This is a genomic window from Streptomyces sp. TOM-9 (genome assembly GCF_056858595.1).
Genome location: NZ_JBXEQB010000001.1, coordinates 7,908,847 through 7,931,255, shown reverse-complemented (window position 1 = coordinate 7,931,255; position 22,409 = coordinate 7,908,847). Strand labels below are relative to the sequence as shown.

At 75.3% G+C, this 22,409-nt stretch carries 21 protein-coding genes and 1 pseudogene; 8 read left to right on the top strand and 14 right to left on the bottom strand.

All coding sequences use genetic code 11. From position 1 onward, the window contains the following. Positions 1-4: 4 nt before the first annotated feature. Both AC1VWI_RS36530 and AC1VWI_RS36525 read right to left on the bottom strand, forming a co-directional pair. Positions 5-1,657 carry an amidohydrolase gene (locus AC1VWI_RS36530; protein WP_499515299.1) on the bottom strand — a complete coding sequence of 551 codons (1,653 nt, stop codon included), beginning with the start codon at positions 1,655-1,657 and terminating at the stop codon, positions 5-7. Between the two features lie 52 nt (positions 1,658-1,709). Beyond that, positions 1,710-1,943: a hypothetical protein gene (locus tag AC1VWI_RS36525; RefSeq protein ID WP_499517074.1), complete on the bottom strand. Its 234-nt coding sequence runs from the start codon at positions 1,941-1,943 to the stop codon at positions 1,710-1,712. A gap of 144 nt (positions 1,944-2,087) precedes the next feature. Here AC1VWI_RS36525 and AC1VWI_RS36520 point away from each other — a divergent pair, with 144 nt between their 5' ends. Next, positions 2,088-2,807 carry a TetR/AcrR family transcriptional regulator gene (locus AC1VWI_RS36520; RefSeq protein WP_499515298.1) on the top strand — a complete coding sequence of 240 codons (720 nt, stop codon included), beginning with the start codon at positions 2,088-2,090 and terminating at the stop codon, positions 2,805-2,807. A gap of 33 nt (positions 2,808-2,840) precedes the next feature. Continuing rightward, positions 2,841-3,827: an NAD-dependent epimerase/dehydratase family protein gene (locus AC1VWI_RS36515; RefSeq protein WP_499515297.1), complete on the top strand. Its 987-nt coding sequence runs from the start codon at positions 2,841-2,843 to the stop codon at positions 3,825-3,827. A gap of 58 nt (positions 3,828-3,885) precedes the next feature. Here AC1VWI_RS36515 and AC1VWI_RS36510 read toward each other — a convergent pair whose 3' ends face one another. Genes AC1VWI_RS36510 through AC1VWI_RS36485 form a run of 6 tightly spaced genes read right to left on the bottom strand, consistent with a single transcriptional unit; the run spans position 3,886 to position 10,708 of the window. Next, on the bottom strand, positions 3,886-5,094 hold the full coding sequence (locus AC1VWI_RS36510) for a vWA domain-containing protein (RefSeq protein ID WP_499515296.1): 1,209 nt from the start codon (positions 5,092-5,094) through the stop codon (positions 3,886-3,888). Beyond that, positions 5,087-5,986: an AAA family ATPase gene (locus AC1VWI_RS36505; protein ID WP_499515295.1), complete on the bottom strand. Its 900-nt coding sequence runs from the start codon at positions 5,984-5,986 to the stop codon at positions 5,087-5,089. Before AC1VWI_RS36505 ends, AC1VWI_RS36510 begins: the two co-directional genes overlap by 8 nt. Continuing rightward, on the bottom strand, positions 5,976-6,935 hold the full coding sequence (locus AC1VWI_RS36500; RefSeq protein WP_499515294.1) for an XdhC family protein: 960 nt from the start codon (positions 6,933-6,935) through the stop codon (positions 5,976-5,978). The genes AC1VWI_RS36505 and AC1VWI_RS36500 overlap by 11 nt, the downstream gene beginning before the upstream one ends. An 8-nt stretch (positions 6,936-6,943) precedes the next feature. Then, positions 6,944-9,316: an aerobic carbon-monoxide dehydrogenase large subunit gene (locus AC1VWI_RS36495; RefSeq protein ID WP_499515293.1), complete on the bottom strand. Its 2,373-nt coding sequence runs from the start codon at positions 9,314-9,316 to the stop codon at positions 6,944-6,946. Next, positions 9,313-9,834: a (2Fe-2S)-binding protein gene (locus tag AC1VWI_RS36490; protein WP_499515292.1), complete on the bottom strand. Its 522-nt coding sequence runs from the start codon at positions 9,832-9,834 to the stop codon at positions 9,313-9,315. The genes AC1VWI_RS36495 and AC1VWI_RS36490 overlap by 4 nt, the downstream gene beginning before the upstream one ends. 1 nt (position 9,835) lies before the next feature. After that, a complete protein-coding gene (locus tag AC1VWI_RS36485; RefSeq protein ID WP_499515291.1) occupies positions 9,836-10,708 on the bottom strand; it encodes an FAD binding domain-containing protein in 873 nt (290 codons plus the stop codon). 117 nt (positions 10,709-10,825) lie between these two features. Between AC1VWI_RS36485 and AC1VWI_RS36480 the strand changes: the two genes are divergently transcribed. Then, a complete protein-coding gene (locus AC1VWI_RS36480) occupies positions 10,826-11,785 on the top strand; it encodes a LysR family transcriptional regulator (RefSeq protein WP_499515290.1) in 960 nt (319 codons plus the stop codon). 101 nt (positions 11,786-11,886) lie between these two features. Further along, the gene (locus AC1VWI_RS36475; RefSeq protein ID WP_499515289.1) at positions 11,887-12,543 is read left to right on the top strand and encodes a maleylpyruvate isomerase N-terminal domain-containing protein; all 657 of its coding nucleotides are present in this window, start codon (positions 11,887-11,889) and stop codon (positions 12,541-12,543) included. 91 nt (positions 12,544-12,634) lie between these two features. Here AC1VWI_RS36475 and AC1VWI_RS36470 read toward each other — a convergent pair whose 3' ends face one another. After that, positions 12,635-13,420, bottom strand: coding sequence for a tyrosine-protein phosphatase (locus AC1VWI_RS36470; protein WP_499515288.1), 786 nt, complete (start codon positions 13,418-13,420; stop codon positions 12,635-12,637). 133 nt (positions 13,421-13,553) lie between these two features. Here AC1VWI_RS36470 and AC1VWI_RS36465 point away from each other — a divergent pair, with 133 nt between their 5' ends. The 3 genes from AC1VWI_RS36465 to AC1VWI_RS36455 all read left to right on the top strand — a co-directional run bounded on the left by AC1VWI_RS36465 (position 13,554) and on the right by AC1VWI_RS36455 (position 17,022). Further along, positions 13,554-14,330 carry an enoyl-CoA hydratase-related protein gene (locus AC1VWI_RS36465; RefSeq protein WP_499515287.1) on the top strand — a complete coding sequence of 259 codons (777 nt, stop codon included), beginning with the start codon at positions 13,554-13,556 and terminating at the stop codon, positions 14,328-14,330. 143 nt (positions 14,331-14,473) lie between these two features. Further along, on the top strand, positions 14,474-15,925 hold the full coding sequence (locus AC1VWI_RS36460) for an MDR family MFS transporter (RefSeq protein ID WP_499515286.1): 1,452 nt from the start codon (positions 14,474-14,476) through the stop codon (positions 15,923-15,925). A gap of 587 nt (positions 15,926-16,512) precedes the next feature. Continuing rightward, positions 16,513-17,022, top strand: coding sequence for a GNAT family N-acetyltransferase (locus tag AC1VWI_RS36455; RefSeq protein WP_499515285.1), 510 nt, complete (start codon positions 16,513-16,515; stop codon positions 17,020-17,022). Positions 17,023-17,132: 110 nt separating this feature from the next. On the opposite strand, the pseudogene AC1VWI_RS36450 reads toward AC1VWI_RS36455, so the two are convergent. The 5 genes and pseudogenes from AC1VWI_RS36450 to AC1VWI_RS36430 form a co-directional block, all read right to left on the bottom strand. Then, a pseudogene (locus AC1VWI_RS36450) lies at positions 17,133-17,897 on the bottom strand (lysylphosphatidylglycerol synthase transmembrane domain-containing protein); the annotation flags it as partial. Positions 17,898-17,956: 59 nt separating this feature from the next. Then, positions 17,957-18,808: an SAM-dependent methyltransferase gene (locus AC1VWI_RS36445; protein WP_499515284.1), complete on the bottom strand. Its 852-nt coding sequence runs from the start codon at positions 18,806-18,808 to the stop codon at positions 17,957-17,959. Next, the gene (locus AC1VWI_RS36440; RefSeq protein ID WP_499515283.1) at positions 18,805-19,929 is read right to left on the bottom strand and encodes a glycosyltransferase family 4 protein; all 1,125 of its coding nucleotides are present in this window, start codon (positions 19,927-19,929) and stop codon (positions 18,805-18,807) included. The genes AC1VWI_RS36445 and AC1VWI_RS36440 overlap by 4 nt, the downstream gene beginning before the upstream one ends. Then, the gene (locus tag AC1VWI_RS36435; protein ID WP_499515282.1) at positions 19,926-20,324 is read right to left on the bottom strand and encodes a 6-pyruvoyl trahydropterin synthase family protein; all 399 of its coding nucleotides are present in this window, start codon (positions 20,322-20,324) and stop codon (positions 19,926-19,928) included. Before AC1VWI_RS36435 ends, AC1VWI_RS36440 begins: the two co-directional genes overlap by 4 nt. 24 nt (positions 20,325-20,348) lie before the next feature. Then, a complete protein-coding gene (locus AC1VWI_RS36430; protein ID WP_499515281.1) occupies positions 20,349-21,329 on the bottom strand; it encodes a zinc-dependent alcohol dehydrogenase in 981 nt (326 codons plus the stop codon). Positions 21,330-21,445: 116 nt separating this feature from the next. Between AC1VWI_RS36430 and AC1VWI_RS36425 the strand changes: the two genes are divergently transcribed. Then, positions 21,446-22,246, top strand: a complete 801-nt coding sequence (locus tag AC1VWI_RS36425) for a CDP-alcohol phosphatidyltransferase family protein (protein WP_499515280.1) — start codon at positions 21,446-21,448, stop codon at positions 22,244-22,246. Positions 22,247-22,409 lie beyond the last annotated feature (163 nt).

Below are 22,409 nucleotides of genomic sequence, written 5' to 3'. Positions count from 1 at the left end.
GCGCCTACGCGTCCTGCGCCGCGTAGACCCGCTCGCCGCCCACGAAGGTCTGCAGCACCCGCGTCGCGGTGATCTCCGCGGGCGGCCCGGCGAAGGGGTCGCGGTCGAGGACGACGAGGTCGGCGAGCTTGCCCGGGGTGACCGTGCCGGTGTCGTCGAGGTGGTTCACGTACGCGCTCCCCGCGGTGTACGCGGCGATGGCCGCGGCCAGGTCGACGCGCTGCTCCGGCAGGAAGACGGGGGTGCCGTCCGGGGCGTCCGGGGTGCGGCGGTTGACCGCGACGTGCAGGGCCTGGAACGGGTCGGGGCTGCTGACCGGCCAGTCGCTGCCGGCGGCGAGCGTCGCGCCGGAGCGGAGCAGATCACCGAACGGGTACTGCCAGGCGGCCCGTTCGGGGCCGAGGAACGGCAGGGTGAGCTCGTCCATCTGCGGCTCGTGGGCGGCCCACAGCGGCTGGACGTTCGCGGCGGCGCCCAGCGCGCGGAAGCGGGCGACGTCGTCCGGGTGGACGACCTGCAGATGGGCGAGGTGGTGCCGGGTGTCACGGAAGCCGTTGGCCGAACGGGCCGCCGCCACCGCGTCCAGCGCCTCACGGACGGCCCGGTCGCCGAGGGCGTGGAAGTGCACCTGGAAGCCGAGCGCGTCCAGTTCGGTGACGTGCTTCGCCAGCGCCGCGGGGTCCACGAAGCTGATGCCGCTGTTGGCGGAGGCGCAACCGCAGGCGGTGAGGTAGGGGCCGAGCAGCGCCGCCGTCCCGTTCTCCGCGATGCCGTCCTGCATGATCTTGACGCTGGTGGCACGGAAGCGGCCCCGGCTCACGGCGGTCCGCCGTTCGACGAGTTCGGGGATCTGCTCGGCGCCGCGCGCCCGGTCCCACCACAGGGCACCGACGACGCGCGCGGTGAGCAGCCCGTCGGCGATCAGGGCGTGGTAGGCGGACACCGGGTCGGTCATGTTCGCGTAGTCGCCGACGATGGCGTCCTGCCAGGCGGTGACACCCAGGGAGTGCAGCACGCGCTGGGCACGCAGCAGCGCGGCGGTCCGCTCGCCCGGGGTGACCGGCGGCAGGAGCCGGCCGACGAGGTGGAGGGCGCCCTCCTGGAGCATCCCGGTGGGGTTGCCGCCGGCGTCGCGCTCGATGCGGCCGTCCGCGGGGTCGGGGGTGTCCCGGGTGATCCCGGCGAGTTCCAGGGCGCGGGAGTTGACCCAGGCCCCGTGGTGGTCCCGGTTGGGCAGGAAAACCGGACGGTCGGCGACGACGCCGTCCAGGAGCGCGGCGGTGGGGGTGCCGCCGGGGAAGGCGTCCAGCGACCAGCCACCGCCGGTGATCCACTCGGCGCCGGGATGCCCGTCGGCGTACGCGCGGACGAGCCGCAGGTACTCCTGCGCCTCGTGGGCCTCCGCGAGATGGCACTGGCCCAGCTCGATGCCGGCGCCGAGCGGGTGGACGTGGGCGTCCTGGAAACCGGGCAGCAGCATCTTCCCGGCCAGGTCCACGACCTCGGTGCCGGGCCCGATCAGCTCCCTCACCTCGTCGTGGCCGACGGCGGCGATGCGGCCGTCGCGCACCGCCACCGAGGTGGCCCGGCCGAGGACGGGGTCGACGGTGTGCACCGGGCCGCCGGTGAGGACGAGGTCGGCGTGCGGGTGGGACATGGCGTGCGCTCCAGGGGCAGGGGTCGCAGGGCTTCGGGCTTCGGGCAGTGCGTCAGACGGTCGTACGGTCCACCGGCAGGGTCAGGGCGTCCGCGTCCGTGCCGCGGCCGGTGGCGAAGTAGGGAGAGCGTCGCACGGCGAGCGCGCCCATGCCGACGCCGATGCTGGTGGTGGCCGCGGTGCTGGAGGCGGTGATGGCGACGCTGTCGACGACACCCAGCGAACGGCGCAACTGGGCGGGGGATCTGGCGGGTCGGGAGGCGGAGGCGGGTCCGGTGGTCGGCATCTGTGGCTCCTCTGAGGGAGGACGGACGGGGAGGAGCCGCGCGGGGTTGTGATGAAACAGCCCGCGTTCACCTACCGTCAATGGTGTTGACATAAGGCGGCCGGGCCCCTTCACTGTGCGCGACGCCGACAGAAGGGCCCGACCATGACCGCCGCCACCGGCGACCGCGTCCCCCGGGAACGCAAGCGCCGCCGCCCCACCCGCTCAGGCGTCCTGCTGTCCGCCCCGCTCATCGTCGACACCGCCCTGCGCCTCATCGGCGAACACGGCCCCGAGGCACTGAGCGTCCGCCGCCTCGGCGCGGCGCTCGGCTGCGACCCCAGCGCGGTCTACCGCTACTTCCACAACACCGACGACCTGCTGCTCGCCGTCGCCGACCGCATCATCGGCGACGCCATGGACGGCTTCACCCCCGGCGACGACTGGCAGGCCTCCCTGCGCGACATGGCCGTCCGGGTCCGCGACGGATACCTCGCGCACCCGCGCGCCGCCGCCATGGCCTCGTACCGGATCACCCGCCGCGAACACGAGTTCCGCGCCGTGGAGGCCGGCATCGGCATCCTGCTGCGGGCGGGCTTTGCACCCGACAGCGCCGTCCCCCTCTACCTGGCGTTCATCGACACCGTCCTCGGCCACGCCGCCCTCGACGCCGCCCACCTCGCACTGCCGCGCGCCCAGCGCGAGGCCGACCGGCGCGCCTGGACCCAGGAGTACCGCTCCGCGACGGTCGACCCACAGGCCTACCCCGCACTCTCCGCCGCCCGCGGCCACCTGCACCTGATGGCCGGCAGCTCCTTCGACACCACCGTCGACCTCATGATCACCGCCCTCGCCGCACGATTGCGCCCACAGCGTGATCGCTGACGTCCGGCCGCACCGCGGGGCACAGTGGCCGGTATGAAGCTGCTGACCCTGGGTGGAACCGAATTCGTGGGACGCGCCGTCGTCGAGGACGCGCTCGAGCGCGGCTGGGAGGTCACGGTGTTCCACCGCGGCCGGCACCAAGCACCGCCCGGCGCCACCGTGCTGCTCGGGGAACGCGGCACCGAAGGCGGCCTCGCCGCCCTCGCACACGGCGAGTGGGACGCAGTCGTCGACACCTGGTCCGGCGCACCGGCCGCCGTACGGGCCACCGCCCGCCTCCTGGCCGGCCGCGCCCGGACGTACGCCTACGTCTCCAGCCGCTCCGTCTACACCTACCCCGCCCCCGCCGGACTCGACGAGGAAGGACCCGTCGTGGACGCCTCCCCCGGCGACGGACCCGACGTCGACTACGCCCGCGCCAAGCGCGGCGGCGAACTCGCCGCGACCGAGTCCTTCGGCGACCACGCCCTGCTGGCCCGCGCCGGCCTCATCCTCGGCCCCTACGAGAACATCGGCCGCCTCCCCTGGTGGCTCACCCGCATCGCCCGCGGCGGCCCCGTCCTCGCCCCCGGCCCCCGCGACCTCCCCCTGCAGTACGTCGACGCCCGCGACCTCGCCGCATGGGTCCTGGACGCCGCGGAATCCGGCCTCGGCGGCGCCTACAACCTCGTCAGCCAGCCCGGGCACACCACCACCGGCGAACTCCTGGCCGCCTGTGCCGCGGTGACCGGCTCCGACGCCGAACTGCGCTGGACGGACCCGGAGACGGTGCTGGCCGCGGGCATCGAGCCCTGGACCGAACTGCCGGTCTGGCTCCCCCCGGGCGAGCTCTACGACACGCTCCACACCGCCGACGTCTCCCGCGCCATCGCCACCGGACTGCGCTGCCGCCCCGTCACCGAGACCGTCGCCGACACCTGGGAGTGGCTGCGCTCGCTGGGCGGCACCGCACCCCAGCGCCCCGACCGGCCCACCGTGGGCCTCGCCCCGGAGAAGGAGGCCAAGGTGCTGGGCGGTTGAGACCCACCGCCCGGCACCGACACCGGCACCGGCACCGGCACCCGTGCGAAGCCCCGCGTCACGCCTGCCCCGCGCCGCGACGACGCCCCGGCGCGGACAGCGCGGCGGCGAAGTCGCCCAGGGCCGCCAGGTCATGGGCGCTCACCACGGCGTCGCAGTACGGCAGCGCCGCGGCCATCCCACCCACGAGCGGACGGTAACGGGGGCTGGCGGTACGAGGGTTGGCCCACACGACCCGGAAGGCCACCCGGGCGAGCGCCGCCATGTGCCGGGCAAGGACGGCGGGGTCGCCGGTGTCCCAGCCGTCCGAGACGATCACCACGACGGCACCGCGGGCCATGCCACGGCGTCCGTACCGTTCGTTGAACTCCCCCAGGCACGCGGCGATCCGCGTGCCCCCCGACCAGTCCGGTGCCGTACGCCCGGCGCGCGCCAGCGCGTCGGAGGGCAGGCCGGGCCGCCGCAGGACGGGGGTCAGCCGGGTGAGCCGGGTGGCGAACGTGAAGACCTCCGCCCGCGCGCCGCGCGACGCGCAGTAGAGCAACTGCAGCATCGCCCGGGCGTACGGCTCCATCGACCCCGAGATGTCGCAGAGGACGACCAGGCCGCGGCGGCGGGGCCGCGGCACGAAGCGGCGCAGCCGCAGCGGGTACCCGCCCGTGCGGCGCCCGGCGGCGAGGGTGCGGCGCAGGTCGATGCGGTCTCCGTGGCGGGCGGGCCGGCGCCTGCGGGACGGGCGGAGCGGGGTGTTGAGCACGATCGCGCGCATCGCCCGTGCCAGGAGGGCGAGCTCGTCCTCGGTCAGCTCCGCGAAGTCCCGGGTGGCGAGCCGGTCGGCGGGGCTGGCCGTGGTCGGTGCCTCGACCTCGCGCGCCCGCCCCGGGGTGTCCTCCGCGGGCCGCCCGGCACCACGCCGTGGGGCGGCACGTCCGGCCCCGGCGGACGACCGCGGCGGGTCGCCCCGCTGCCCCCGTGCGACCGCGTTCCCGGGACCCTCAGCGCCGAACACCATCCGGAACACGGCGTCGAACACCGGGATCTGCTCCGGGTCCGCCACCAGCGTGGCCAGGGCGCAGTGCCGCAACTGCGGCGTCGTCACCGGAGCCAGCACGGTCACCGCCCGCGCGAACCGCGCGGCCCTGTCCGGTCCCACCGGTATCCCCGCCCGCCGCAGGGCCTCGCAGAGCGCGGCCACGACCTCCGCCAGCCCTGGTACCGGTGCCGTCTCGACCCTCGCATTACTCGTGTCGCCTCCGGCCTCACGCATCGCTGTCCACCAGGTGCGCGAGACCCTCGGCGCGGACCGCGGCGAGGTCCTCGGCGTACTTGAGGACCGCGCCGAGGGTGCGGTCGGCCGCGTCCGCGTCGAACGAGGTGAGGCCCAGCGCACGCAGCGCGGCCGCCCAGTTGACGGCCTCGGCGATGCCGGGCGGCTTGGTGAGCCGGTGGTCGGCGCGCAGCCGGTCCACCGCGCCGGCCACGCGGGACGCCAGCCACTCCCCCGCGCCGGGGACGCGGCGCCGGATGACGGCGGCGACGCGCTCCGTGTCCGGGTACTCGATCCAGTGGTAGAGGCAGCGCCGCTTCAGCGCGTCGTGCAGGTCACGGGTGCGGTTGGAGGTCAGGACGGCCACGGGCGGCACCGTGGCGGCGCGCGTGCCGAGTTCGGGGACGGTGACGGCGGCGTCGGCCAGCAGCTCCAGCAGGAAGGCCTCGAACTCGTCGTCGGCGCGGTCCACCTCGTCGATCAGCAGGACCGCCGGCCGCGGCCCCGGATGGGTGATCGCGGCGAGCAGGGGCCGCGGCATCAGGAAGTCCTCGGTGAACAGGTCGGCGTCGCGCAGGGGTTCGCCTCGGGACTCGGCGAGCCGGATCGCGAGCAACTGGCGCGGGTAGTTCCACTCGTACAGCGCCTCCGCGGAGGACAGCCCCTCGTAGCACTGGAGGCGGATCAGCGGGGTGTCGAGGACGGTGGCCAGGGCGCGGGCCGCCTCGGTCTTGCCGACGCCCGGTTCGCCCTCGAGCAGGATCGGCTGGCGCATGCGGACGGCCAGCAGCAGGGCCGTGGCGAGCGCGTCGTCGGCGAGGTAGTCGGCGGCGTCGAGCCGGGCGCGCAGGGCGGGGACGTCGGGGACGAGGGCGTCGGGGTCAGGAGGCATGCGCGTAGCGGGTGGGGTCGTCGGTGTAGGCGTGCCGGCAGCCGGGGCCGCAGAAGTAGACGGCGCCGCCGCCCTGCCCCGTCAGCGCGACGGTGCCGGGGGTGACGGCGACGGTCATGCCGCACACCGGGTCCACGGCCTCCGCGACGGGCCGCGCCGGCGCCGCGGGCTCGCCCGCGCCTGGGTGGCCGCCAGGGCAGGCGGCGGGGCGCGGTCGCACCGCGATGACCTCGGCGTACACCGACACGGCGATCTCCGCCGGGGTCCGGGCCCCGATGTCCAGCCCCGCCGGGGTGTGGACGCGGGCCCGCTCCTGCGGTGTCAGCCCGAGCCCGGCGAGGACGGCGGCGCCGCGCCGGGGGCTGGCGACGAGCCCGACGTACGGGACCCCCGCGCGCACCGCCGCGGCCAGCGAGGCCTCCTCGTCACGGCCGTGCGAGGCGATCACGACGGCGTCCAGGTCGTCGGGCAGCGGGGTCCCGGGTTCCGCGGGCCTGGCGTCGTAGCCGAGGGCCCGGCCGACGTCGAGCACGGCGCGGGCGATCGGCGCGTGGCCGAGCACGTGCACCAGCAGGGGCGGCAGATGGGCCTCCAGGAAGATGTCGAGGGTCCCGCCGGACCGGCACGGGTTGGCGACGGTGACCAGGCCCTCGCCGTCCGCCCCGCCCCCGTCCGCCCCGCGCTCGGCCGCGCCCTCCGCGCCGCCGGGGGTGATCCGCAGCAGCACCGACTCCCCGGTCTGCAGCAGGCGCAGCCCCTGCAGTTGCACGGTCGACTCGGCGCAGACGCCGCCGACGAAGCCCTCCACGGTGCCGTCGGGCAGCACCAGCGCGCTGTCGCCGGGCTTGGCGCTGGTGGGGCGCTGCGCGCGGACGACCGTGGCGAGGACGAACGGGGTGCGGCCGTGCCGCAGTTGGTCCGCGCGGTTGAGCAGTTCCGTGCTCGTCATCGGGGGCCTCAGGTGATCGCCAGGTCGCTGCGGAGCGGCCGTCCCCGTGCGGCCCGCCAGACCGCCGCCGGGGTCAGGGGCATGTCGATGTGGCGTACCCCGAGCGGTCGCAGGGCGTCGACGACGGCGTTGACGACGGCGGCGGGTGAGCCCACGGTGGCGGACTCGCCGACGCCCTTGGCGCCGATCGGGTGGTGCGGCGACGGGGTGACGGTCTCGCCGAGCTCCCAGGAGGGGCATTCGACGGAGGTGGGCAGCAGGTAGTCCATGAAGGACCCGCCGAGGCAGTTGCCGTCCTCGTCGAAGGCGATCACCTGCATGAGCGCCATGCCGAGCCCGTCGGCGAGCCCGCCGTGCACCTGCCCCTCGACGATCATGGGGTTGATGCGGTTGCCGCAGTCGTCCACCGCGATGAAGCGCCGCACCTTGACCTGCCCGGTGCCGGCGTCGACGTCGGCGACGCAGATGTAGGCGCCGAAGGGGAAGGTGAGGTTGGGCGGGTTGTAGACGCAGGTCGCGTCCAGGTGTCCCTCCACGCCTTCGGGCAGTTCGAGGCTGGAGTGCGCGGCGAGCGCGATCTCGGCCATCGTGCGTCCCTGGTCGGGGTCGCCGGTGACGAACCAGCGGCCCTTGGTCCACTCCAGGTCGTCCGGGCTCACCTCGAGCATCGCCGAGGCGACCAGCCGGGCCCGTTCGCGGACCTTGCGGGCGACCAGCGCGGCGGCCGCGCCGGACACGGGGGTGGAGCGGGAACCGTAGGTGCCGAGCCCGAAGGGCGTCTGGTCGGTGTCGCCGTGCACCACCTCGACGTCCTCGGGCGGGATGCCCAGTTCCTCGGCGACGATCTGCGCGAACGTCGTCTCGTGGCCCTGACCTTGTGTCTGCACGGAGATCCGCAGCACCGCCTTGCCGGTGGGGTGGACGCGCAGTTCCGCGCCGTCGGCCATGCCGAGGCCCAGGATGTCCATGTGCCGCCGCGGGCCCGCGCCGACGGCCTCGGTGAAGAAGCTGACGCCGATGCCCATGAGTTCGCCGCGCCCGCGCCGCTCGGCCTGCTCGCGGCGCAGGTCGTCGTAGTGCGCGAGGTCCATCGCGAGCCGCAGGGCCCGCGGGTAGTCACCGGAGTCGTACTCCCAGCCGGTCTTGTTCCGGTACGGGAACTGCTCGGGCCGCAGCAGGTTGCGCATCCGCAGTTCTGCGGGGTCGGTGCCGAGTTCGGCGGCGAGCACGTCGACCATGCGCTCCACGAGGTAGACGGCCTCGGTGACGCGGAAGGAGCAGGCGTAGGCGACGCCGCCCGGCGCCTTGTTGGTGTAGACGCCGGTGACCTCGCAGTGCGCCGCCTCGATGTCGTACGAGCCGGTGAAGACGCCGAAGAAGCCGGCGGGGAAGTGGGTCGGCTGGGCGGTGGCGTTGAAGGCGCCGTGGTCGGCGACGACCTTCACGCGCAGGCCCAGGATCCGCCCGTCCGCGGTCGCCGCCATCTCCCCGTGCATGTGGTAGTCGCGGGCGAAGGAGGTGCTCATCAGGTTCTCCGAGCGGTCCTCCACCCACTTGACCGGCTTGCCCGTGACGATGGAGCCGACGACCGCGCACACGTACCCGGGGTAGATGCCGACCTTGTTGCCGAAGCCGCCGCCGATGTCGGGGGAGATGATGCGGATCTTGTGCTCGGGGATGCCGGACACCATGGCGTAGAGGGTGCGGTGCGCGTGCGGGGCCTGGGTGGTGGACCACACGGTGAGCTTGCCGGTGACGGCGTCCATGTCGGCGACGGTGCCGCAGGTCTCCAGCGGGGCGGGGTGCACCCGGGGGTAGAGCATGTCCTGCGTGACGACGAGGTCGGCGCGGGCGAACACCTCGTCGGTGCGCTCCTTGTCGCCCGCGGACCAGTCGAAGACGTGGTTGTCGGTCTGGCCCTCCTTGTCGTCGCGGATCAGCGGCGCGTCGGGGTCGAGCGCCCGGCGGGCGTCGACGACGGGCGGCAGCGGGTCGTACTCGACGTCGATCAGCTCGAGGGCGTCGCGGGCCGCGTAGCGGTCCTCGGCCACGACGAAGGCGACCTCCTGCCCCTGGAAGCGCACCTTGTCGGTGGCGAGCACCGCCTGGGTGTCGTACGAAAGGGTCGGCATCCAAGCGAGTCCCAGCCCGGCCAGGGTCCGTCCGGTGATCACGGCCTTGACCTTCGGGTGCGCCTCGGCGGCGGAGGTGTCGACGGACACGATCCGCGCGTGCGCCAGCGGGCTGCGCAGGACGGCGCCGTGGAGCATGCCGGGCAACCGTACGTCGTCGACGTAGGTGCCGTGGCCGCGGACGAAGCGGGCGTCCTCCTTGCGGGTCATCCGCCCGAAGCCGACCGGCCGCTCCCCGGTGGTGGTCATGTCCGCACCTCCTCACGGCCGGAAGCCTCCTGCGCCGTCTCTTCGGCGGGTCGCGCGGTGCGGCCCCGCTCGGCGGCCCAGCGGATGGAGCGCACGATGTTCTCGTAGCCGGTGCAGCGGCACACCTGGCCGGAGATGGCCTCCCGGATGTCCTCCTCGGAGGGGTCGGGGTCGTGGTCGAGCAGCCAGCGGGCGGTCATCATCATGCCGGGGGTGCAGAAGCCGCACTGCAGTCCGTGGCAGGCGACGAACCCCTGCTGGACGGGGTCGAGTTCCGCCCCCTCGGCCAGGCCCTCGACGGTGCGGACCTCGTGGCCGTCGGCCATCACCGCCAGCACCGTGCAGGACTTGACGGGCTCGCCGTCCAGCCAGACGGCGCAGACCCCGCAGTTGGAGGTGTCGCAGCCCCAGTGGGTGCCGGTGAGGCCCAGCTCGTCGCGGAGGAAGTGCACGAGCAGCAGCCGGGGTTCGACGTCCCGGGTGTACCGCTCGCCGTTGACGGTGACCGTGATCTGCATGTCAGGCCTCCTGCCCGTGGGCGCGGGCGGCCGCGGCGCGCAGCGCCCGCACGGTGAGCTCGGCGGCGAGGTGCCGCTTGTAGTCGACGGGGCCGCGCTGGTCGGCGGAGGGGCGGCACTCCTCCCCCGCGATCCGGCCCGCCTCGGTGAACCGCTCCTCGCCCGGCGGTCCCCCGCGCAGGTACCGCTCGGCCTCCTCGGCGACGAACCGGGGCGCACCGACGGCGGTCAGCCCGATGCCCGCCTCGGTGACCACGCCCGCCGACAGTTCCAGGACCGCGGCCGCGGCGGCGACCGCCCAGTCACCGGCTCGGCGCTCCACCTTGCGGTAGGCGCTGGCGTGCGAGCGGATCGGCACCCTGATCTCCAGCAGCAGCTCCGCCTCGCCGAGGACGGTCTCGTACGGGCCGAGGAAGAACTCCCGCACCGGCACGGCCCGACGGCCGTCCGGCCCCTGGGCGACCAGGGTCGCGCGCAGCGCGCAGAACGCGGCGGACAGGTCCTCGGACGGATCGGCCTGGCACAGCGAGCCGCCGACCGTGCCGCGGTTGCGCACGAGCGGGTCGGCGATCATCCGCTCCGCGTCACGCAGGACGGGGAAGTGCTCGCCGACCACGGCCGAGGCCAGCAGGTCGGCGTGGCGGACCATGGCGCCGACGGCCAGCTCACCGCCGTCCACCCGGATGCGGGTCAGCTCGTCGAGGCCGTTGATGTCGATCAGCGCCTCCGGCTGGGCGAGCCGCAGCTTCATCATCGGCAGCAGGCTGTGCCCGCCCGCCACCACGCGGGCCTCGGGCCCGTACCGGATGAGCAGCTCGATGGCGTGGTCGACGCCGGTCGCCCGCGCGTACTGGAACGTGGCCGGAACCTGCATGGCGCCCTCCTGGATCCGGGCGTTCCCCCTGTGCGGCGATGCTGCGCCTCGCCGCCGCGCCGGGGCAATGGGCCGATAAGGCTTCACTTATCGGGGCGAAAGGGAGAAAATCGAAGGGTGACCGTGACGCAGCTCAGCACCTTCGTGCTGGTGGCCCGGCTCGGTTCGGTCACCGCCGCGGCGCGGACGCTGAACGTGAGCGAGTCCGCCGTGTCGCAGTCGCTCGGCGCGCTGCGCGCGCACTTCGGCGACCCCTTGATCCGGCGCGCGCCGGGCGGCGGGATGCGGCTCACCCCGGCGGGCGCGCGGCTGCTCCCCGTCGCCTCGCGCATGGTCGCGCTGAGCGCGGACGCGGAGGCCGCGGTGCGGGCGGCGCAGGGCGGGCCCGACGAGCTGCGCGTGGTGGCCGCGGGCACGCTCGCGGAGTTCGTGCTGCCGTCACTGACGGAGGCCTTCGCCGAACGGACGGGCCGCCGCATCGACACGTCCTTCGGCGTCGCCACGACAAGCGAGATGCGGGCGCTGGTGGAGCACCGCCTGGCCGACGTGGCGCTCGGCCCTGACCTGGGTGCGGTGCGCGGCGGGGGGCTGATCGGCGAGCCCGTCTTCCGCGCCCTGCTGGTCGCGGTGACCGGACCCCGGGCACCCCGGCCGGCGGGACCGCCGTCCCGCTGGACGTGGCTGGTCGACGCCTCCGGCACCGACCCCGGCGCCGACACGGGCCGCCTGCTGCGCAGGCTGCGGGTGCCGGAACCCCGCGTCCGGGTCTTCCCGCACCAGACCGCGGCCTGGGACGCGGCCGCGGAGGGCGCGGGCGTGGCGCCCGCGGTGGCGCACCTGGTCACCCCGCGCCTGCGGCGCGACGAGCTGCGCCTCCTCGACACCCCGGCCACCCCGGCGGACGCCACCTGGTACGCCACCGTCCTGCCCCCCGGCTTCCGCTCCCCCGCGACCGACGTCTTCCTCCACTTCCTCCACACCGCCGCCGCCACCCGCATCATGGGCGCCCCCGGCACCGGCATCACCCCCTCCCGCTTCCGCCCCGCCATCCACGTCACGCTGTGGCCCACCGCCTGACCCCGCCCCGGCATGCGGCACGCGCTCGCTCCCCGGCCCGGCCCAGGTCGCGGGGCCGGTGACCCATGAGACGGGCCTTTCGGCCGCGGTACGCTCCTGCCATGTCCCGATCAGCCGATGCCGGCCCCTCCCGGTCACCCGTCACCGCGGATGACCTCGACCTCGCCGTGCAGCTCGCGGTGGCGGTCCTCCGAGAGGCGCCCCCGGCTGCTTGGGAGGGCAAGGCCGGTTCGCTGGAATGGGACTGCTGGGAGACCGTCGAGCACCTCAGCGACGACCTCTTCGCCTACGCGGCACAACTCGGCCCCAGGACACCGCCCTTGGACCGCGAGGTGCCCTTCGTATGGGAGAGCCGGCGGCCCGGCGGCCCGGCGAACGCCCTTCACGCGAACCGCGCGGCGGGGCCCGCCGGTCTGCTGCAGGTCCTGGAAGCGAGCGGGGCGCTGCTGGTCGCCATGGTGCGCACGACGCCACCGCAGACCCGCGCTCACCACGTCTTCGGCGTCTCGGACCCCGAGGGATTCGCCGCGATGGGGATCGTGGAGACGCTCGTGCACACGCACGACCTGGCGCAAGGGCTCGATCTCGTATGGAGCCCGCCTGCCGGTCTGTGCTCCCGGGTGCTCGCCCGGCTGTTTCCGCACGCGCCGTCGTCCACGGATTCCTGGTCCACCCTTTTGTGGGCCACCGGACGCGCCGACCTGCCCGGACACCCTCGTCCCACGTCGTGGCGCTGGGACGGCACGCCCCGGGCATAGGCCGTGCCCGAGGGCACGGCCGCGCTCGGCCCCTCCCTCACCCACACCGCGGCACCGAGGAACCGGGGCGCGCCCGCACGAACGGCAGCGGTCAGTGCGGGGCCGGGGTGACCAGGACTTCCTTCAGACGGCTGAGTTCCGCCGCCGTCAGGCCGCGGTCGCGCAGCCAGGGGCCCGCACCGCCGTGGCCGGTGCGGAGGACGTCCAGGAAGCGGTGCATGACGCGCGGTTCCGAGGCCATGAAGGCGTGCTCCACGGCGGGCAGGTCGCGGTAGGACGGGAAGCGGGCCAGGCGGGCGCGGATGCGGACGACGCGCTGGGCGGTGAGCGCGTAGTCGGCGGCGATGGCGGGGGCGGGCACGCCCACCGCGTCGAGCAGGAGCGCCGCGAGGACACCGGTGCGGTCCTTGCCGACGGCGCAGTGGAAGACGACGGCGTGCCGGTCGGTGTCGGCGACGACGCGCGCCGCGGCGACCAGCGACTCACCGCTGCCGTCGAGCAGTCCGAGGTAGAAGCCGGTCGCGTCGCCGTCGTCCGCGGTCGTCGCCGGGACGGCGTCGGTGACCAGCGCCCGTACCCGGCTGACCGGCAGGTTCATCCGGCGCACCGCGGCGTCCGCCAGCAGGCCGTGCCCCTCGCGGGCCGCCTCGTCCGGGCCGCGCAGGTCGAGGACGGTACGCAGCCCGTAGCGGCCGAGCAGCAGTTCGACGTCGTCCGCCGTGGCCTCCTGGAGGGTGCTGGCCCGGAACACCACACCGCGCCGGGTCGTGCCCCCGCCCCGCACCGGCAGACCGCCGAGGTCGCGGATGTTGTCCACCTCCGCCAGCTCGAGCCAGCGCGGCGTCTCACCGGTCGATCCGTCCTGCGTCGTCTCCAAGGCGCCCTCCTCGTAAAGCCCCTGGCCATCGTGCCGTGCGCGGCCGCCCCGGTCCACCGGCGACCGCCGCCCCGGGGATATCGTCGGCTGATCCCGGGGACTCCCCGCCGACCACCGACCGGAGGTGCCCGCCATGGCCCAGCCCGAGCCGCCCGTGGAGCCGTTGGTGCGGACGGAGCGGCACGGCCGCGTCCTGGTGATCCGGATGTGCCGCGCGCACAAGCGCAACGCCGTGGACCGGCACCTGGCCGAAGCGCTCGACGCGGCGTTCAACACCCTGGAGGACGACCCGGAGCTGTGGGCCGGGGTGCTCACCGGCTCCGGCGGGGTCTTCAGCGCGGGCAGCGATCTGAACGCCATCGGCGACTACGTCACCGAGCGCGGCGGCGAGTACGGGCTGATCCGCCGTCACCGGCGCAAGCCGCTGGTCGCCGCCGTCGAGGGCGCCGCCCTGGGCGGCGGGATGGAACTGGTCCTCGCCTGCGACCTGGTCGTGGCCGCGGCGACCGCCCGTTTCGGGCTGCCGGAGGTCCGGCTCGGCCTGGTGCCCACGTGTGCGGGGTTGTTCCGCGGCCCGCGCGCGCTGCCCGTCAACCTGGCCAGGGAGATGGTGCTGACCGGCGACCCCGTCGACGCCGCTCGGGCGCACGCCGCCGGGCTGGTCAACCGGCTCACCGGTGAGGGCGAGGCGCTCGCGGGCGCGCTCGAACTCGCCGCGCGCGTCTGCGAGAACGCGCCGGTCGCGGTCCAGGCGAGCCTGGTGGCGATGGACGCGTGGCTCTCCGGCTCCGACGGACCCGGCTGGCGGGCCACGGAGGAGGCGACCCGCACCGTGATGGCCTCCGAGGACCGGCACGAGGGCGTCGCCGCGTTCCGGGACCGGCGCCCGCCCCGCTGGACCGGCCGCTGACGCCCCGGTAACCGGCGGATACACGCACGCGGGTGACTCCGGCGTGCGCCACGCCGGGGACCGGGCTTATCTGGAAGCCGTGACCGGTGTCGTCCGGACGCGGTCCGCCGCGCAGGAGGCGCCCCCGAGCGAGGAGCTTCCTTTTGGCACGCAGGATTCCGCCGACCACCGCGGTCGCCGTGGTGTTCGTCGCCGCACTGTTCATGGCGATCATGGACACCACCATCGTCAACGTCGCCGTACCGGCCATCGGCGAGGACTTCGGCGTGCCGGCCTCCGGGCTGGGCGGCGTCAACATCGGCTACCTGGTCAGCCTGGCGGTCTTCATCCCCGTCGCCGGCTGGCTGTCCGACCGGTACGGCACCCGCAGGGTGTTCCTCGCCGCGCTGGTCGCCTTCACCGCGGCGTCGGCGCTGTGCGCGATGTCGACCAGCCTCGAACAGCTCACCCTGTACCGGATCCTGCAGGGCGCCGGCGGCGGTCTGCTGGTCCCGGTCGGCCAGACCATGCTGTTCCGGGCGTACCCGCCGGCGGAACGGATCAAGGCGCAGCGCGCGCTGATGGTGCCGACCGCGATCGCCCCGGCCGTGGGCCCGGTGCTGGGCGGCTGGCTGTGCGACGCCGTGTCCTGGCACTGGGTCTTCCTGGTCAACCTGCCGGTCGGCGCCGCGGCCGTGGTCTTCGGTCTGCTCTTCCTGCCGGACTACCGGCTGGAGCGGCCCGGTCGCTTCGACCTCGTCGGCTTCCTTTTGGCGGGCAGCGGGCTGTCGCTGACGCTCTACGCGCTGACCAACGGCGCCAAGGACGGCTGGGGCACCGCGGGCATCCTCGTGCCGCTGCTCGTGGGGCTCGCGGCGCTGGGCGCGATGGTGCTGGTGGAACGGCGGATCACGATGCCGATGCTGGACCTGGAGCTCTTCCGGGACCGGCTGTTCCGCGCGAACACCGTCGTGATGTTCCCGCTCAGCGCGGTCTTCCTCGGCACGGTGTGGCTCTACCCGATGTTCCTCCAGGAGGCGCTGGGCTTCAACGCCTTCGAGAGCGGCCTGGCCACCTGGCCGGAGGCCGTGGGCGTGATGGCCGCCGCGCAGATCGCCCCGCGGCTGTACCGGCGGATCGGGCCGCGGTGGCTCATGGTGGGCGGTTCGGCCGGCATGGGCGTGTGCGTGGCGGTGATGACCGGGTTCACGACGGCCACCTCGCCGTGGGTGCTGCGCGGGGTGCTGTTCGTCCTGGGCTACTGCATCGGGCACGTGATGATGTCGGCGCAGAACGCCGCCTTCGCCACGATCCCCCCTCCCTCGACGGGGCGGGCGGCGACCGTGTTCAACATGCAGCGGCAGCTGGGCGGTGCCTTCGGGACCGCGCTCATCGCCACGCTCCTCACCGCGGTCGGGACCACCACCGTGACGGCGGGCGGCACCACGACGGCCAACCTGGGCGCGTACCACGCCGGCTTCGTGCTCTGCACGGGCCTGGCCCTGATCTCGGCGGTGGCCGCGCTGTTCGTCTCCGACAAGGACGCCCTGCGCGTCGAGAGCCCCCGTCCGGGCCGCCACGCCCGTCCCGACGCCGCCGCCTCGCCTGCCACCTGACCGCGTGCCACGGGTGCCCCGAGGGCTGCCGCCGTGTCGTCGCGGTGCGGGACCGTCACGCGGCGCACCGGCGGCGCCTGACCGCCGATCAGGCCCCCGGGCAACGGCGGGAAGGCGTCCGGGCCCCGGCTCCAGCACCCGCCCCTGCGGGCCGCCGCCGGGTGCCGGTCCGTCACAGCTCGCGCCGGGCGTGCGGGCGGGCCACGGTCCCCGGGACCGACGGCCCGGCCCTGCGGCTCTGGGGCACCGGGCCCTCCTCGACGGGCACGTGTGCTGTCCGGCGGCGAGGGGCCCGGACCGAGCCGCGGACGAACATGTCCCCCGCACGCGGGCCCGGCCCGTGCCGCCCCGGCCGGGCCGCGTGCAGCCGTCCGGGGTGCGCGCACACGGCAACCAGCAGCCGACGCAGCACCTCCGCCGAAGGCCGGGGGGTGAGGGGGCCGAGCACCGGCCGGCGTCCTCCCGCTGCCGGGCACCGGTGGATGCCCGGGGGGACTGTGCGACAGGGCTCAGCGGCACCCGCGGAGCGGCGGCCGACGCCGCGTGCTCCGACATGCGGCCGCCACGTCAGGCCCTAACATCGACCCATGCCTCGCCTGGAACGTCTCCGTGCCGACCACGCCACCGCGCTCCTGGAGTTCGAGCGGGCGAACCGCGCGTACTTCGCCGCGTCGATACCGGACCGGGGCGACGACTACTTCGCGTACTTCGACGCGCGGCACCAGGCGCTGCTCGCCGAGCAGGACGCCGGGTTCTGCCACTTCCACGTGCTGGTCGGCGCGGACGACGAGGTGCTGGGCCGGGTCAACGTGGTGGACGTGACGGACGGATCGGCGGAGCTGGGGTACCGGATCGCCGAGAGCGCGGCCGGGCGGGGGCTCGCCACGGCCGCGGTTCACGAGGTGTGCGCCCTGGCGGCCGGGGAGTACGGGCTGACGACGTTGTGGGCGGTCACCACGCTGGACAACGCGGGCTCCCGCACGGTGCTGACCCGTACGGGGTTCGTGTCGGCCGGCACGGTCGAGCTGGAAGGCCGCCCCGGGCTCCGGTTCGTCCGCGCCCTGGGCGACGGCACGGCGCCGTCCTCCGCAGGCTGAACGCGGGCGGCGAGCGCGCGCAGGCCGGGGAGGGCGAGCACGGCGATCCCGGGGAGGCTGGAGACGAGGGTGAGCACCCCGTAGACGACGGCGGTCGCGAGGCCCTGCGTGGCGCCCAGCCCGGCCGCGCCGAAGGCGAGCGTCGCGGCGGCCTCTCGCGGGCCCCAGCCGCCGATGTTGACGGGCAGTCCCATCACGAGCAGGGCCAGGACGAGCGGCGGTACGAGCGTGGTGACCGGAGCCGACGAGCCCGCGACGCGGGCCGCGACCACGAACAGGGCGATGTGGCCGGCGAATCCCGCCGCGGACAGCGCGACCACGCCCGGCCAGGTGCCGCGGGCGAGCAGTCCGCTGCGGACGTCGGCCAGCCCGGTGGCCAGGGCCTGCCGGCCCTTGGCGCCGCGCCGCCACAGCAGCCATCCGCCGAGCACCACGACGGCCAGGAGCACGCCGGCCGTGACCTCCGCGGCGGCCCGGCCCGGCACGAGGTCCCCGGCGATGGCCGTGACCAGGGCGGGTCGGGTGAGCAGGACGGCCGCGCCGAGCGCGAGGACGACGACCTGCCCGCCGACCCGTTCCAGGACGACGGCGCGCACGCCGCGGCCGACGTCGCCGGAGTGCTTGCCGTGGCGGACCGCCCGGTCGACGTCGCCGAGGACGCCGGCCGGGAGCACCGCGTTGAGCAGCAGCGCCCGGTAGTAGTCGGACACGGCCCGGGCCATCGGGAGCCGCAGGCCCAGCCGGCGGGCGACCAGGCACCAGCGCCAGGCGCTCGTGACGGTGGTGAACAGGCCGATCGCGAGGGCGGCGAGGACCGCGGGGCCGTCGACGACCCGCAGGCCGTCGACGAACGCGCCGGTGCCGAGCCGCCACACGAGGGCGGCGAGGATGCCCGCGCCGATCAGCAGCCGCAGCCAGGCCCACAGTCGTTGCCTCACCGGGCGCCACCTCCGGGCAGGGCGAGCAGGTCGCCGTGGCCGACGACGGCGGTCAGCCGCCCGGCCGCGCAGTCTTCGAGCCGTCGGCGCAGGTAGGGCTCCGCAAGGGCGGCCAGGCCGGGTTCCTGCTCGACGGCGGCGCCCACCCAGCCGCGCATCCACTCGGCGGTGAGCGCGGACCGGTCCGCGCCGAGCCGCCAGGGGCTGGGCCGGGTCGTGACGGTGGCGCCGTACCGGGTGAACGCCCGGCCGGCTGTGTCGAGGGCGTCGGGGCCCAGTAGTGCGCGGCCGCCGGCCGTGCGCCGCTGGTGCGCGTTGAAGGCGGCGGTGACCTCCGCGTCGAGCGGGTCGGCGGGCCCGAGTTCGACCTCGCCGACCACCGAGAGACCGAAGAGCACGGGCACTCCTGCAGCGGTGCAGGTGGCGGCGAGGGTGTCGATCTCGCCGGCGGTGAGCAGGTCCAGCAGCGCGGAGGCGGTGACGAGCGAGGTCCCGGCGAGGTCGGCGGGGGTGAGCCGGGTGAGGTCGCCCACGCGGGTCTCGGCGGTGACGGGGACGCCGCCCGCGGTGAGGCCGGAAAGGCTCGCCGCGGCCAGGTCGAGCAGGGCGGGGTCGTGGTCGTGGAGGATCCAGTGCTGCGGTCCTGGCAGTCGTCCGCTGAGCCAGCGGCCCATGGAGCCGGTGCCGCAGCCGAGGTCGCGGACGACGAGCGGGCCGGTGCCGCGGGACGCTCCCGCGAGGTGCTCGCGGAGCGGGCCGAGCAGGTCCGCGGCGCGGGCCGCGGCGTCGGCGTCCTCGCGCAGCGCGAGCCAGTGCGGTGTGAAGGGGGCGGTGTCGGACGTGGTCATCGGGTTCCCTCCCGCAGCAGTTCCAGTACCGCGTCCATGTGCCGCGCGGCGTGCTCCCAGCCGTGCAGCGTCTCGCGCCGCCGGCGGGCCGCCGTGCGCAGCCGGCCGCGCAGGTCGGCGTCGTCGAGCCAGCGGCGGAGCGCCGCGGCGAGTTCGGTGGTGTCGTCCGGGGGGACGAGGAGGCCGGGCGGTGTGCCGTCCGGTGCCAGGCCGAGGGCGTCGGGCACTCCCCCGGCGGCGGTGGCCAGTACGGGTGTGCCGCGCATCAGGGCCTCGGTGACGACCATGCCGAAGGTCTCGGCGCGGGACGGCAGGACGAGCAGGTCGGCGGCGGCGTACTCGGCCGCGAGGGGTTCACCGGTGAGCGGGCCGGTGAGGTGCACGCGGTCGTCGAGGCCGTGCCGGCCGATCAGCGCGCGTACGCGTGCGAGGTGTTCGCGGTCGCGGCCGAGCGGGCCCACGCAGCGGCAGGTCCAGGTCAGGTCGGCGACGGCGGCGAGCGCCCCGGCCAGCAGGTCGTGGCCCTTGCGCGGGGTCAGCGAGGCGACGCACAGCAGCCGGGTGCCCTCCTGCGTGCCGGGCGCGAGCGGCGCGGGATCGGTGCCGGGGGTGACGACGTGGACCCGGCCGGCGGGCAGCGCGTGCCGCTCGGCGATGCGCCGGGCGGCCCAGGGGCTGGTGGCGACGACCGCGGCGGCGGCCCGCAGGGTCTCGCGCTCCAGGGCGTCGAGTGCGCGGGCCGCGGCGGGGTCGAGGCCGGTCTCGTCGGCCAGGGGCAGGTGCACCAGGACGGCGGTGCGCAGCCGGCGGGTCTGCGGGACGACGATCTCGGGGACCCCGCAGGCCACGAGCCCGTCGAGCAGGACGACGGCGCCGTCCGGCACCGATGCGAGCGCCCCGGCCAGGGCCTGGCGGGCGGCGCTGTCCGGACGGGGCCACGTGCCCCGCACGGGGAGTTCCCACAGCGGACGGCCCGCCGCCGCGAGGGTCTGGCTCAGGCGGCGGTCGTAGACGTTGCCGCCGCTGGGCGCGGTGGCGTCGTCGACGTCGCCCGGGAGGACGACGTACGCGGGGGCCGCCCCCGCCGGAGCGGGGGCGGCCGTGCGCGCGGGCGTGCTCACAGGGAACGCTCGTAGCTCGCCCAGGCGACGTGCGACTCGTGCAACGTGACGGAGATGCCGGTCAGGCCGTGGGCGCCCTCGCCGAGCTTGCCCGCGGCCACGCGGTCGGCGAGCCGGTCGGCGATGACCTTCGCCAGGAACTCGGTGGAGGTGTTGATCCCGGCGAAGTCCGGATCGTCGTCGAGGTTGCGGTAGTTGAGCGCGGCGAGCACCGCGCCCAGTTCCTGGGTCGCCAGGCCGATGTCGACGACGATGTTGTCGGCGTCGAGCTCCTGGCGGCGGAACGTCGCGTCCACCAGGAACGTGGCGCCGTGCAACCGCTGCGCGGGTCCGAAGACCTCGCCGCGGAAGCTGTGGGCGACCATGACGTGGTCGCGGACGGTGATACTGAACACGCGAGGACAACCTTCCCCAAAGGCCTAACCGGGACGGTAGGCAATACGGTGACAGAGCACGGAACGTTCACCGCCTGCGATCTCCTTCATCAGCAGGGGCAGTTCCTCGAAGTCGCTCTCGCCGGTGACGAGGGCGTCGTAGACCGGGTCGGCGAGCAGGCGCAGGGCCAGTGCCATCCGGTCCGCGTAGGTGCGCCGGGTGCGGCGCGAGGGTGAGACGGTGCCGACCTGGCTGCTGCGCACGACCAGGCGGCGGGAGTGGAAGGCCTCGCCCAGCGGCAGGCTGACCCGCCGGTCGCCGTACCAGCTCAGCTCGACGACGGTGCCCTCCGGCTCCAGCAGTTCCAGGGCACGGCCGAGCCCTGCCTCGGTGGCGCTGGCGTGGACGACCAGGTCGCAGCCGCCCTCCGCCGCGTCGGGGTGGGCGAAGCCGACGCCGAGCGCCCCGGCGACGGCGGCGCGGGAGGGGTCGACGTCGACCAGCTGCACCCGCGCGCCGGGGACGCCGGCGAGGACGGCGGCGACGCTGGAGCCGACCATGCCGGCGCCGACCACGGCGATCCGGTCCCCGATCTGCGGACCCGCGTCCCAGACCGCGTTGACCGCGGTCTCGACGGTGCCCGCCAGCACCGCCCGTCCCGCGGGGACGTCGTCGGGCACGGGCGTCACGGCGGTGGCCGGGACGACGTACCGGGTCTGGTGCGGGTAGAGGCAGAAGACGGTGCGGCCGAGCAGCCCGGGCGGCCCCTGTTCGACCACGCCCACGTTGAGGTAGCCGTACTTCACCGGCCCCGGGAACTCGCCGTCCTGGAACGGCGCCCGCATCGCCTGGTGCTGGCTCACGGGCACCCCGCCCCGGAAGACCAGGGTCTCGGTGCCGCGGCTCACCCCGGAGTACAGGGTGCGCACCAGGACCTCCCCCGGACCGGGTTCCGCCAGGGGGACCTCTCTGACCTCGCCCTCGCCGGGTTCTCGAAGCCAGAACGCACGCGCCGAACGCTCCACCGATTTCCTCCGTACTCCATGGCGGGCAACAGGCACCCGCCATCCGGGTGGTGCCGGGCCCGTACCGTACGCGGCTGTGCCGCACAGGCGACAAGCGGGGACGTCTCATGACCGTGATGACCGTTGGATCCGAGTTCCGTGGGGGCACCGCGGGGCGTGAGCAGGCCGGGGCGGCAGCAGCCCAGCTGGCGCTGCTCGCCGCGCTGTGGGCCACCGTGGGCCTGGACACCGTGGGCTGGCTGACCGGGACCGTCTACGCGGCGGGCACCTGGGCGCTGCTCGCCGCGGGCCTGCGGCGGGCGGGACGCCGCTCGCTGGGCCCGGCCGACCACGTGACCCTGGCCCGGGCGGTGCTCGTCGGCGCCGTGACGGCGATGGTGGCGGGCGGCGTCGCGCACGGCGCGCCGCTGCTCACCGGGCTGACCGCGGTGGCGCTGGCGCTCGACGCGGTGGACGGGAAGGTCGCCCGGCGCACGGGCACGGCGTCCGCCCTGGGTGCGCGCTTCGACATGGAGGTCGACGCCTTCCTGATCCTGGTACTGAGCGCGCGGCTCGCGCTGACGCTGGGCCCGTGGGTGCTGGTGATCGGCGCCATGCGCTACGCCTTCGTGGCGGCGGCGTGGGTGCTGCCGTGGCTCAACGCGCCGCTCCCGCCGAGCTTCGCGCGCAAGACGGTGGCGGCACTGCAGGGCGTCGTCCTGCTCCTGGCCTGCTCGGGGCTGGTCCCCCCGAGGGTCTCCGCGGCCCTGACCTTGCTCGCGCTGGGCTCACTGGTCTGGTCGTTCGGCCGTGACGTGCTGTGGCTGTGGCGGCACCGGCCGGCACCGCGGTCCGCGGGGGGCTTCGCGGGGCCCGAGGGGATGGTGGCGGAGACCCGCACGCTGGTGTCCGCGTCCGCAGGCGGCCGGACCTCCTGACCCGGCCCGTTCTCGCCCGAGGCCCCGGCGGCGTCTTCCACTGCCGGGGCCTCCGCCTGTCGCCCGGCACCCCCGACGCCGGGCCCGCGGATGCTTCCTTTACGCCGCGCGGGATCGTAGGGCGTCGCCCAGGCGTCGCAAGTTCGCGGGCTGCCCGCGCTGG